We start from the raw sequence: 13,150 nt of genomic DNA, 5'->3' as shown, positions 1-13,150 counted from the left end.
AAAAACTCAAATAAAAATAAATAAACAAAACTTATTATTACTCTTTTTCTAAATTTAACCCCGTATTTAACCCATATTGATTATTTTCCCATTTTACTCTAAAAAATAGTAAAAACAACTTAAACTCTATTATATTTTGTTAAATGGGTATTTTTTTGGCTTTATTCTTTTAAAATCTTAACTTGAACTTGAGAGCACTGCAACCCATCTATCCATCCATTTTAAGATGGCTCCATTGCACAAAATAAACATTAAACTTCCTTTTTTTAAAAAATAAAGTAATAGAAATGCTTTATTCAATTAAAGGGCTAATCCTCAAACAAATACATATTTAAATTGCTTTTTTTCTTAAAATAAACTCTAACTTTGCCTTATTTCTAAAAATAAGAAATTAAGGTAGGATACTTGGAACTCTTTGCCTTAAATCCATTTAAGGAAGCTTTAAAACTAAAAAAAGGCTTAATGGTATTTTATTATCGATTTTTAAATCGAAATTTTTATATATGCTCCATTTTAGAATTTAAGGTTGTCCAGAAACTTCTTTCAGACCATAATATCTGAGATGTACATTTCAGTACATGGGTCTGAGTTTCAGGGAAGATCTGGACATGGAGGCGGTATAATTAAGCGAAATTTGCTATTAGCAATGCTGCTCGTTATGAGTCTAGCATTGTCCAATGTAGGTAGCATATATGCCTATTCATTAAGTGAAACTGTCAGCGACAACAACACAAGTAACGCACAATCTTTACTTGAGAATACAACGAACTACACAAACACAACTACGAACTACACAAACACGCAAACAACAGCGAATCTGACGGTAAACACAACTTCATCGGTTAATGCCACCAACACCACCAATGATTCTGGAATTAGCAACACTGCAACGAGTAACACGGCTTCAAACAGTTCAACCAATGCAACAGCTGCAGCTGGAGGAGATTACAGTAAAATCCAGGGTATCTGGGTTTCAAGTACAGATGCACTAAAAGTGAACGTAACCCAACTACTCAGTATGGGTATAACGGACATCTACGTGAAATGTAACATATACTCAGACCCTACATACAAAACACTTCTCTCTCAAGTCGTGCAGATGTTCAATGGTACTGGAATACGTGTGAATGCATGGGTAACATGCTTCAAAGATGCCAATGGAAACTGGATCGATCCACAGGGAACCTATAACTACACAGTTAAAACTCCAGTCATAACCTCAACCCAGGTAGCAGTTAAAAACTACTACAAGTCCTGGTACAAGTCCTGGTATAAATCCTGGTACAAGTCCTGGTACAAGTCCTGGTATAAATCATGGTACAAGTACAGGGGACACTGGAAGTACAAGTGGAAATCCACATGGAAATCCACTTGGAAGTACACTTGGAAGTACGTGTGGAAGTACACCTTGAAGTACACAACCAGTTACAAAACAGTCACAACAACGACTTACACAACAAAAACAGTAACATCTTACAACACAACCCACAACGATGAGGTTATAAGTGCTATTTCAGACATGGTTAAAAACTACGGAGTTGATGGTGTAAACCTTGACTACGTCCGCTATCCAGGAACAGCCTACAAATATGCCAACGGTACAGATGCAGTAACCTCCTTTGTTGAGAAGGTTTACACCACCGTTAAAAATATAAATCAAAATGCGGCGGTTTCAGCAGATTTAATGCCTGAAGGAGCTGCAAATGCATATTACTACGGGCAGGATTATGCCCAGCTGTCCCAGTATCTTGATTACCTTGTTCCAATGATCTACAATGGTAACTACAACGAAGATACTGACTGGATAGGAGATATGACAGATTACATAGTCAAGCATTCCGGTGGAAAACCAGTTGTTGTAGGAATTCAAACCTACGAATCTGACAGCAATGTAACACCACTGCCTGCCAGTGAACTGAACCAGGATATAAAAGCCGCAATTGATAATGGAGCATCAGGATATGTTCTATTCAGATACGGATTGATAGATGATGGATTCTCTGGATACACAGGGAACATGAGTTCAGGAACCACTACGAGTGATAATTCAACAGAAGAAAATAACACTTCAACCAGTAACAATACAACCATAAGCTTAGCTGACATTGAAGATGCAGCAACAAGAGTTGCAGATTATGTTGAAGCCAATTACAGGTTACCAACCTACGTAACGATTGGCAGTCAGAACATAAACATGTCAAACTTCCTGAACTTACTTGTCAACGCGCTACGGAATATTTACAACAACGATACAGATTCTGTGGTACTTGGTAATTTCACATCAGCTACCAGTTCATCTGAAAATGTGACGGCTGGAAATATCTACACCACTGAGTACCTTTCAATGGCTAATTCCATAGCCTCATACATGGCACTCAATGGTAAGGCTCCAAACTATGCTTCATCAACCCTTGGAAATATGGGATTCGAATCCATTGTGTACATGTACTCAAAGATCTTGAGGTTTGAGGACACAAATGCAAGACTTCCAAGCTATGTTGGGGTAAAAGCATGGAGTGTTGTGACAACGAACAGTTCATCAACAACTACAGTTCCTGCATCACTACAGCAGTATTTACAGGCCACAACTAACTGTCAGTCTACCAATGCTCAGATAGTAGCCCTATCTAAGTCTATTATTGCCAGTGCCGGTGCAACCACGACATACGCTAAGGCAGTTGCAATATTCAACTGGGTAAGGGATAACATAGGCTACTCATTCTACTACAACACCAAGTACGGTGCAGTAGGGACATTGAATGCCAAAACTGGAAACTGTGTTGACACAACCCACCTGTTAATAGCTCTTGAGAGGGCTGCAGGTATTCCTGCTCGTTACGTCCATGGTTACTGCAAGTTCTCAAGTGGAAGCTGGTACGGGCATGTTTGGGCTGAGATATACGTTGATGGTAAGTGGTACAGTGCAGATGCAATAAGCTACAGAAACACCTTTGGTGTTATAAACAACTGGAACACGGCAACGATATATGGCAGATATGCGTCTATATCTTTCTAATTTTTTCTTTTTTTATTTTTTTTAAGACTGTAACTTATTTTAAGAATTAAAGCTTTAACACTACTTTTAAACTATTTATGGAGGATTTTCTAACTTCAATGAACTTCATTCTCCCTAAAAATTGTTAGTAGAAAAAAATTAATTAAAAATCAATTCATTGACAGAATAAACATACCCCCATGCCATTCGGCATCTATACAAGTTAAAAAAACCTTTATTTCTTTATATAGGTTCTTTTAACTATTTTAATATTATTTTAATCCATTTAAGTATCTAAAACAATTTAATGAAAAATAAATTCAAGATTCGTATGCGCATGTACCTAATTAATGGATTTTTCAAGCAATTCCAATCAGCATGAATTAACTTAACATAGGTTATTAAAAGACAAAACTTTTTATAGGATGAGAAGTAACATTCTTACTTCATGCATTTATAAGCATTTTATTCTAATAAAATAACTTTTACAATTAACTTTTACAATTATAAGGGCTGATTTAATGATAAAAGGAGCAAGAGAAATCTTTAAAAGTGACATCAGGGCAATTATAAGGAGCCCTGTTGTCATGTTCGTTTTGGCAGTGATCATTTTGATACCTTCACTCTACGCTGTGTTCAACATCCAGGCAACACTGGATCCCTACGCCCACACATCTGATATCAAGGTTGCAGTTGTAAACGAGGATATGGGTTCTAAGTTCAATGGAACACAGTACAACATGGGAAACGAGTTTGTTGATGAGTTGAAAAACAACACCAACTTTGACTGGCAGTTCGTTGATAGGAAGACTGCCCTGGATGGACTTAAAACTGGAAAGTACTATGCAGTCCTAATAGTTCCAGGCAACTTCACAGAGAGTTTGTTATCCATCAAAACATCGGACCCACACGAGGCCCATATGGAGTACATAGTCAATGATAAGCTGAATCCTGTGGCTCCCAGGATCACCAATGCAGGTGTGGATGCTGTGCAGGCCAAGATCAACGATGAAGTTGTTAAAACAGTTGATGGAATCATATTTGGTAAACTCAGCGACGTGGGAGAGCTTGCTAAAGCAAACAAGGCACAGTTCCTTAAAACCAAGTCAATGGTGAATGAGCTGAATGGAAACCTTGGAGAGATCGATTCCTCACTGGGCCAGGCAAATTCTGATATGACAACTGTGAACAGTGTATGGTCGAAGGTCAGTGCAGATCTGCCACAGATAAAGAGCAATGCTGATTATGCTAAAGCGAAGTCAGATGCACTGGCGGGTTACATTGGAAATGACCCTGGAAAGGCTTTGGCCACAGTTCAGGACATGGAACTGAAGGTCACAAACCTCATCACAGGTTTAAAATATATGAACGCCATCTTAACCAGTTTGTACAATGCAACGGGAGATCCTCAGTTAAAAGCAATTATCACTCAGGTTAATGGGGATATTGATGAGGCAAATCAGGCTTTTACCATTTTAAAAGCTGCAGAGGCAGATCTCAAGAGTACAGGTACAACTACCAGATTGTCCCAGTTAAAAACTTCAATTGATCAGATGGACAGTGCTGTTAACACCCTCTACAACAATCAGGGAAAAATAAACTCTGCAATCAGTCAAGCATCATCAAAACTGGGTCTTGCCAACTCACAATGGCCCACATTCAAAAGTGCCATCCAGGAGGCTGCAGCCAAACTCAACTCCGTGAGTGAGGCGGATCTGGACAGTCTGATCTCACTTTCTGATGTGAATCAGACTGGAGTGAAAAGCTACTTTGAAAGCCCTGTTGATCTGGAAAAGGAACATATTTATCCTGTAAAAAATTATGGGTCTGCCCTTGCCCCATTTTACATACCCATATCCCTGTGGATAGGTGGAATAATATCAGTTGCCATGCTAAGGATGAGGGTGAGATCAAAGAAGAAATATCATAGTACCAGTGTTTACATGGGAAGAATGGGAATATTCCTAATAATAGCTATATTACAGGCCCTGGTAGTTGTGGTGGGAACGTTGTTCCTCAATGTTCAGATTTCATCCACACTGCTCTTCATACTGACCACACTGTACATCAGTCTGTGCTCCATGATAATCATCTACTCAATGACGTCTGCAGTTGGAAATGCTGGAAAGGCCCTTGCAATCATAATACTGGTCTTCCAGATCACAGGAACTGCAGGAATCTTCCCGTTAGAGCTTTTACCCTCATTTTTCCAGGCAATACATCCATACTTGCCGTTGACCTATGCAGTTGGGGCCCTTCGTGAAGTGGTTGCAGGGGTTTTATGGAGCAGTTTCTGGTACAACATAATACTCTTAACTGTGTTCCCGGTGGGGGCATTTATCCTGACCATTCTCATCAAGGAAAAAATGGATAAACGTGCACAGTGGATGGAAGAAAAGCTGGAAGAGAGTGGATTATTCTAAACCTTCAAGGTATGATGACTTGGATGAATAACTATCCATCCACCTTTTTTTATTTTTAATTAAAGTACAATTCTAGGTAGTGTGGGTTATATAATAAAAAAGTCAGTAACCAAAATAATATGCTTTAAACAATCTTTTTTTTAAGCTTTTCATTGAATTCTTCATGATCCCATCCCATGAAATACAATAACAAGAATTATATGATTCAAACAAGATAGTATTTATTAGATCAAAAGCAGACGATTGATAAAATGAAGATAAGTACCTCAACAGTTATTGGAGTTTTATTTATAATTTGCAGTTTACTTACTTATTTTGCCAACTTTTCAACTTTAACGGGTATTATTTCAGCCAGTGTTGCTATATTCTTTATTTTAAGTGGTTTTTTTGAGATCAAAGATTATGAGAATAGAACTATCTACCTTGTAGTTGTGGCAGTGATAGTTGCAAGTTCAATTATATTGGCTTACACTCAAATATCATCAATCTACGTTGGAAATGAATTAATTGATTCTTTATGTGTTGGGTTAATTTTAGCAATACTTTTATGGGCTGCCTATGATTTCATCAGGACTTGGAAACTCTTTGAGAGGAAGCTCAGTTATCTGAGGGTTTTGTGTATAGTTCTGCTCTTGGGTGTGATGATCTTCCTTGAGTTACCTGGAACCTCTGTTAACACTAGTTCTCCCATGAATCAGACCAATGCAGGATCATTTGAAAATCAATGGATTTCATTTGATTACCCTTCAAACTTAACAGTGGAAGATGCTTCCACCAGTGACCAGGTTGAGATATACATCTACAATGGATCAGAACAGATAGGTGGAATAAGTAGTGGAAACGGGACTATAGATGATTTTCTTTATTCAACAGGATTCAATAAAACAAAGGTAGCTGGAAGGGATGCAGTGATAGGTAACATTACAACAAGTGAGAATGGTACCTCATCAGGGACCCTGGTGTCCATATCTTTAACCAATAGTACTACTTTGGATATAAATTTTGAAGCCAACAACGAAGCAACATTTAATCAGCTCATAAAGACATTATCCATTAAAAAAACAGGATCATGATCCATTTTTTTATTATTTTAAAAATTAAAGGTTTACTTCGTTATAGTTCAGTTTGCTACCCCGTGGGATAATTAAAATATTCTTACTTCGTTATAGTGTAATTTAACGAAATAAATATGAGATCACATCTCATATTTTTCAATTCTTATATAAGTTCAAACGAATTTTATATTATTTTGAGTAAAGAAGTTATCCTACCTCTCTAAAACCGTTTTAGCAGTATTTAAAAAAAAATCAAGAATATTTTGTTGAAGATTAACAGAAATGGTTTACATATATTCTTGTAGATGTATGAAAATTAGAATTAGATTAGAATTAGATTAGAATTAGATTAGAATTAGATTAGAATTAGATTAGAATTAGATTAGAATTAGATTAGAATTAGATGTTAAAATAGAATATCTGTACTTACCTTAATTTAGTTTATGCAAAAAAAATGTGATGTAGAAAAAAAATTCGAGAAAATTAATAATAAATTAATGAGATTAATTTAAGAATTTTCAAGAAAATTTAGTGAATAATGCAAAATTGAGATTATTCTACTACTTCAGCAAAGGCGAAATTCCTTCTTGTAGAAGTGATCCTAATTTTAACTTCATCGCCAACTTTAGCGCCTGAAACAAAAATCACAAAACCTTCTATACGGGTAATTCCGTCTCCGTCTCTACCTAAATCTTCAATTTTAACATCGTATTCTTCCCCTTCATTAATAGGAGCGGAATTTCCTCTATCATTACCGTAGCTATTTCCGAACAAATTTATCACTTCCAATTTTTAGCCATAAGACTAATGCCCTAAGGCTAATTATTCATTGATTTTAGGAGTATATAAAGTAATGTAATTAACCCCAATTTTATTCAAAATTCATGGATTTTTTCTTCAATTTTTCAGATATTTCCCAACCTTACTTCAAAAAAGATCAGAAAATCTACTAAAATGGCTAAGATGAGTGTTGTATGATTAAAAATGAATTAATTATGCAGAATTGGGTGTTAATAAGATCATTTAACTCATGAGGCTGTAAATGTGCTTAAATAATTATTCTGTGCATGAACATTCAAGGAGTATAGATTGAACATGTAAATTGCTGGGAAGAAATCAAAAAAGATAAAAGTATTCCACTTCAATATAAGAGTTGTTCTAAATTATGTATGAAAGATATAAAGAAGTTAATTATAAAAGCTTTGATCTAGATACATTTAAACAGAATTTAAATTGCTTTTTATAACTTTAAGTTGCAATTGGAGTAATCTTGATGGTAAGGGTAATAAAATCAGCTGTTAAATGCTATAAAAAGAAGACCAAGAAGACGGTTGGGGGCAAAACGAAGATCTACGAGTACAATCAGTACCTCATCCCTCTGAAGAAGTCTGATGACCTGGAGTGTAGTGAAGATGTTTTCATACTTTCCCAGAAACAGTTAAATGAACTAACAGGGAGGGAAGTGTCGGATTTAAATGATTACTTCGAGGATCTTAAGGGATACCAAGGCAACGTAGAGGAATATGAAAACAGTATTGCAGAGCTGGAATGGAAGAAGAGTGAACTTTCAAAATCCTACCAGGACCTTGTAACAAAAAATGCAAAGACCAATAAAAAGCTGAAACTTGAAGCCCAAAGGGCTAAAGACCTTGAAGAAACCAACCAAAAGATCCTTAAAGGTATTGAAGCTAAAGAATTGAAATATCAGGATCTGAAGAAGAAATACGAATTTGAGCTTGAAAAGAACAGGGTCATGGAGGAGGAGATAAACCTCCAGAAAGATAAGGACATCTGGTCAACCTTGAAAAGCCGTCTTGGAAGCAGCGGTAAAAAGGAACAGGATGAAGAGGATAAATAAAACGTGTTATACAAAACATTTTAGCTCAATTCATAATCATTGAAGATCTTCAAAGAGTTTAGGGAGTATTCAGATTCAAGGAGTGCTCATGAACTATTTTTTCAGATTTCTGTTTTTTTGAACCATTTTATGATTCAGTATTCTGAAATCATTCAAATATAAAAAAAATCATGGTGAACACTATGAAATACGGAAAACCATCTTTTGACCAGTCAAAGCTTAATATAAGCTCAGATAAAAATTACTTTCCCATAAGCTGGCTCAACACCCAGGGCTTCTGTGAGTACTGTATAAAATTAGAATACCACGATGAGATCAAGGTTGGTCCAACCAAGGCCATGTTGAAGGGAACCAGTGAACACTCAGCACTTGAAGCAAAGTTTTTAGAGGAAGCTGAGGAAACAACCTTTGAAGAGATGATGGAATCATCAAAAACCGCTGAAATGCTCTCAAGGGAGATGTGGGTTGAATCAGCCAAGTACGGTATCAGGGGTTATATAGACGAGATCTGGATGACTCCCGAGGAATTCGTTATAATAGATGATAAACCTGGTCAAAGAGCTTATTCTTCAACAATCAATCAGGTATACGGTTACTGTTTGGCATTTAAAGACTTAATTAATGATGAAAGAAGAATAGTGGCCTCTCTCAGGGAGAGGGGTACCGACAACATATTCTGGGCAGCACCATTCGATACACGGGTTGAGAATGCAACCATTGAACTTGTAAACAGGGTTCACAGGCTTTTGGAGGGTGAAGAAGAGTTCATACCAACGAAAAACCCAAATAAATGCAGAAGCTGCAGGTTCAACATCCACTGTGATGTGAAATGCCAGTTCTGATGTGCTGAATATGGCTTCGATAAATTTAAATAGGATGTTCATCTAAGAGGAAATTACCGTATTGATGCGGTCTTTTCTATATTTTCAGTCCCGTAGGGTAGTGGTAATCCTTCTGGTCTTTGGAACCGGAGACAGCGGTTCGACTCCGCTCGGGACTACTTCAAAGGATAAACAGGTAATCACATGGAAAAAGTGCTTGTTGTGGGTTCGAATACCAGACCTGTGGCATCTTCTTTAAAAAAATTGGGCTACACAGTTTACGCTGTTGATTATTTTTACACCGAGGACCTTGCAGAATGTTCAGATTACAGAAGATCTGTTTTATCCCCAGAACCCTACAGTTCCTCTGGAAACTTCGCCCATGACTTTCAACCATCTCTACTTCTAGATGCTGCAAGGGACTTTGTGGATGAAGTGGATTTTATTATCTGCACATCTGGTGCATCACCTGAAAACTTTCCAAAGGATAGGGTGATTGGAAATAAACATATTTCCTGCTTTGAAGATAAGTACAAACTCTACAAAAAACTTAATGGAGAGTTCAAACTTCCTGAAACTTATTTTATATCTGATATCCATGATGCACTTGAAATTGGGCATCAGTATCCTGAAAAAAGATTCTTACTGAAACCAATATCTGGATCCGGAGGTGTTGGTATTCTTAACCTTGAGGATGCAGATGAAACCTGTGATATTACCAGTTCTGTGCTTCAGGAAATTGTTGAGGGTGAGTCTGTAAGTGCATCTGTAATGGCAGGTGCAGATGGGGCCCAGACAATTTTGACAAGCCAGCAGATAATTGGTGATGAAGGACTCGGACAGATGGAACCCTACGGTTACTGTGGGAACATGGCTCCACATTCACTCCCCCTGGAAATAAGTAGAATTGCAGAGGAAGTTGTGGAAGCACTGAAACTCACAGGTTCAAACGGTGTGGATATGATAAGGAGCCATGATGAAACTCACATCATAGAAGTTAACCCACGTTTTCAGGGAACATTTGAATGTGCTGAAGCATGTCTTGGGGTCAACATGGCAGAAGCCCACATGAAGATATGTATGGGTGACAACTTTTCCATTCCAAAACCCACGAAGTTTGCTGTTAAAAAAATCATCTTTGCAAAGGAACGTTCCCTCACAGAAAAAATGGATTTTCCAGGTGTTTACGACAAACCCCCAGTTAAAACCGTGATTGAAATGGGTGAACCAATTGCAACGGTTGTTTCATCTGATAAAATCCTTGAAAACGCCCTATTTTCTGCAGATGAGTCTGTTAAGAATGTTTACTCTGCCCTCACGCTATTTCCTTCAGGATCTTAATCAATCAAAATATTTCAATCATCTAAAAGAAAATTTTAAGGGATTCGTTTTAAAAAATTATGAGAATTTTACCTTTAAAATAGAAATTTCAAATAAATATATAAAAAAAGAATTATTATATAAAAAAGAACTATTTTTTTTATTTTAAAGTTTTTAGAAATAAAATATAATATAAAATAACTATTTAAATTCCAATTCAGAGTCTAATTTAAAAAATAAGGAAAATATGATTTAAATGTGTGTTTTCTTATTTTCGAATTGTATTCTGGGCTAAAATTACAAGGAAAAGTAGTATTGGCCATATTTCAAGTCTTCCTATCCAGAAATCAGCTATGAACACTATCTTCACTAGTGTAGGGGAACTTGCAGTCATGAGCCCGGAACCCAGTCCAACGTTGCTCAAAGCAGATGCAACCTCGAACATAACCTGTGGAACGTTCTGGTAATAGAAAAGGATTATTATAACACTTACCATGTATATAAGGAGGTAACTGAATACGAATAATCCTGTTAACCTTAAAACTTCGTTATTTAACTTCAATTCATTTACATGGTGAATTTTATGTGATATAACTGCACTTTTTGGTAATAGTAGTGATTTAATCTGCCACCACATTCCTTTAACTAGAATGCCAACTCTCAACCATTTTATACCTCCACCTGTTGAGCAGGCACCTGCACCCACCATCATGATTATGGTGAGTACGAATATTCCCATACCCATCCATTGATTGGTTATCTGGGATCCAGATGCTGTTTGAAGACCCGTGGTTGTTAAAGCAGAGACCATTTGGAAAAGTGAATATCTGAGGGATAGCAGGAAATCATGGCCATAATAGGAACCATTGTAAAGGAATACTGCCACTAAAATGGTTCCAATTATTAATAAAGAATATGATACCTTTGTTTCTATATCCCTGAAATATTCCTTCCATTTACCCTTTATAACTGCGTAATGAATTGCGAAGTTGGTTGCGCCGATTATCATTATGATCATGGCAGCAATCTCTATCCATATGTTGTGGTAGAATGCCAGGCTTGCATTCTGCATTGCAAAACCCCCCGTTGAAAGGGCTGTGAAGGCATAGAATATAGAATCGAAAACTGGCATTCCGGCCAGTACAAAGAGGGCGATTGAGAATACCGTGTATCCCAGGTAGATGTAAAGTATGATCCGAGTGGTATGTTTGATACTTGGTACTAAGCGTTCTTCTCTACCCTCTGCACTGTACATCCTCATTATGTTGATTGAAGGGGAAGATAGTATGGCTAGTCCCATGACAATTATTCCAATTCCACCAAACCACTGCATGAACCCGCGCCAAAAATCCATTGTATGGGTAACAACATCCAGGTTGGTGTACATGGTGAAACCCGTTGTTGTAATACCAGACATTGCCTCAAAGTAACTGTTTATATAAGATAAATCTCCTGAAAAGTAGAATGGTAACGCTGCAAGGGCACTACCAACAAGCCATATGAGAGTTGCAAATATCATTGCACTTTTAAGTGAGATTTCATTGGTATTCCTGAAAGAGTGGTAGAGTAGAAACCCAAAAACAACACTTATAACTGCAGAATAAATGAAAGGCAGGATATAATGATATTCGTGGTATATCAAAGCCACTGAAACAGGTACTAACATTAAAAGTCCTAATAATATGCATATGTAGCCTGTGTAATGGAGTATGGAGTATGTTTCATCTTTTTTTAACTTGTTTATGGCGTACAAATTTAAAGCCCCCTTTCAACTGAACATCTTTATTTAGGAACTCGTTATTCAATAAACATTTTAACAACTTTTTTTATGAATTTTGTTTTTATTAAAATTGAAACTTTGTAACCTGCTTCCAGAACCATATCTGGTTGAGGTATTGTAATCTCCCGATCCCCATGTTTGTAGATGGCACATATGATGTAGTTTTCCTTTGGACTCAGTTCTCCAATACTTTTACCAATGACCTTGGGATTTTCCACTGGAATATCCAGTAGTTCTGCATTACCCTTACCGAGAATAACTAGATCTGCAATTTTTGGGCGTATGATCAATTTTTCAAGGTAACTTGCAGCTGTAAGCTCAGGACTTACAACAGAATCAACCCCCACCTTCCTGAAGATATTTTCATGTGCTGGATCACTGACCCTGGCGATGATCTTTTTGAGGCCATGATCCTTCACCAGTATGCATGCCAGAAGGTTTGATTCATCGTTCCCTGTTGCAGCAACGAATATATCCGCATCTTTGATGTTGGCTTCTTCAAGGGTCTTAACACTGGTACCGTTACCGCAGATGACCAGGGCATCGATATCAGCAGCAGCATCACTGCATATTTTAGAATCACTTTCTATGAGTGTGATGTCCTGTCCTTCCTTAGATAAGGATGAAGCAAGCTTTAAACCCACCCTACCCCCTCCCATGATTACCACATACAATTAAACACCTCTCATAATTTTTATTTGATTATAGTCCCTCTAAAATCCTTTAAACATGATATAACTGCGTATATATTTATAAATTTTCAAACTTTATAATGATGGTTTCAAATATCATATAAACCTTTTCATGGATCCACAAAAAAACATTTAAAGATCCTCTGTTTATCAATAAATCGAGTTAGCACAGCTTAAACTTAACTTAGATGATCATACTTTCTATA

The 13,150-nt window shown here is 36.8% G+C and carries 9 protein-coding genes and 1 tRNA gene; 7 read left to right on the top strand and 3 right to left on the bottom strand.

Annotation, left to right across the window (positions count from 1 at the left end; all coding sequences use genetic code 11):
• Positions 1 to 526 precede the first annotated feature (526 nt).
• The 3 genes from J2756_RS07125 (at position 527) to J2756_RS07115 (ending at position 6,491) form a co-directional block, all read left to right on the top strand.
• Positions 527 to 3,016, top strand: a complete 2,490-nt coding sequence (locus J2756_RS07125; protein WP_209584099.1) for a transglutaminase domain-containing protein — start codon at positions 527 to 529, stop codon at positions 3,014 to 3,016.
• 500 nt (positions 3,017 to 3,516) lie between these two features.
• Positions 3,517 to 5,418, top strand: a complete 1,902-nt coding sequence (locus J2756_RS07120; RefSeq protein ID WP_209584096.1) for a YhgE/Pip domain-containing protein — start codon at positions 3,517 to 3,519, stop codon at positions 5,416 to 5,418.
• 251 nt (positions 5,419 to 5,669) lie between these two features.
• Positions 5,670 to 6,491: a hypothetical protein gene (locus tag J2756_RS07115; protein ID WP_209584094.1), complete on the top strand. Its 822-nt coding sequence runs from the start codon at positions 5,670 to 5,672 to the stop codon at positions 6,489 to 6,491.
• Positions 6,492 to 7,025: 534 nt separating this feature from the next.
• Here J2756_RS07115 and J2756_RS07110 read toward each other — a convergent pair.
• The gene (locus J2756_RS07110; protein ID WP_209584092.1) at positions 7,026 to 7,247 is read right to left on the bottom strand and encodes a TRAM domain-containing protein; all 222 of its coding nucleotides are present in this window, start codon (positions 7,245 to 7,247) and stop codon (positions 7,026 to 7,028) included.
• A 499-nt stretch (positions 7,248 to 7,746) separates the two neighbouring features.
• Here J2756_RS07110 and J2756_RS07105 point away from each other — a divergent pair, with 499 nt between their 5' ends.
• From J2756_RS07105 to J2756_RS07090, 4 genes are all read left to right on the top strand, one after another.
• The gene (locus tag J2756_RS07105) at positions 7,747 to 8,331 is read left to right on the top strand and encodes a hypothetical protein (protein ID WP_209584090.1); all 585 of its coding nucleotides are present in this window, start codon (positions 7,747 to 7,749) and stop codon (positions 8,329 to 8,331) included.
• A gap of 182 nt (positions 8,332 to 8,513) precedes the next feature.
• Positions 8,514 to 9,173 (top strand): CRISPR-associated protein Cas4, encoded by a 660-nt coding sequence (locus J2756_RS07100; RefSeq protein ID WP_245315977.1) that lies wholly within the window; start codon positions 8,514 to 8,516, stop codon positions 9,171 to 9,173.
• A gap of 86 nt (positions 9,174 to 9,259) precedes the next feature.
• A tRNA-Gln gene (locus tag J2756_RS07095) sits at positions 9,260 to 9,331 on the top strand.
• A 25-nt stretch (positions 9,332 to 9,356) separates the two neighbouring features.
• Positions 9,357 to 10,493 (top strand): ATP-grasp domain-containing protein, encoded by a 1,137-nt coding sequence (locus tag J2756_RS07090; RefSeq protein WP_209584085.1) that lies wholly within the window; start codon positions 9,357 to 9,359, stop codon positions 10,491 to 10,493.
• 247 nt (positions 10,494 to 10,740) lie between these two features.
• Here J2756_RS07090 and J2756_RS07085 read toward each other — a convergent pair whose 3' ends face one another.
• Positions 10,741 to 12,225: a TrkH family potassium uptake protein gene (locus J2756_RS07085; protein ID WP_209584082.1), complete on the bottom strand. Its 1,485-nt coding sequence runs from the start codon at positions 12,223 to 12,225 to the stop codon at positions 10,741 to 10,743.
• 44 nt (positions 12,226 to 12,269) lie between these two features.
• The gene (locus J2756_RS07080) at positions 12,270 to 12,926 is read right to left on the bottom strand and encodes a potassium channel family protein (RefSeq protein WP_209584078.1); all 657 of its coding nucleotides are present in this window, start codon (positions 12,924 to 12,926) and stop codon (positions 12,270 to 12,272) included.
• Between the last annotated feature and the right edge of the window lie 224 nt (positions 12,927 to 13,150).

The sequence above is a fragment of the Methanobacterium aggregans genome, assembly GCF_017874455.1.
Taxonomy (GTDB): Archaea; Methanobacteriota; Methanobacteria; order Methanobacteriales; family Methanobacteriaceae; genus Methanobacterium_C; species Methanobacterium_C aggregans.
This window is presented reverse-complemented; position numbering and strand designations above follow the sequence as displayed.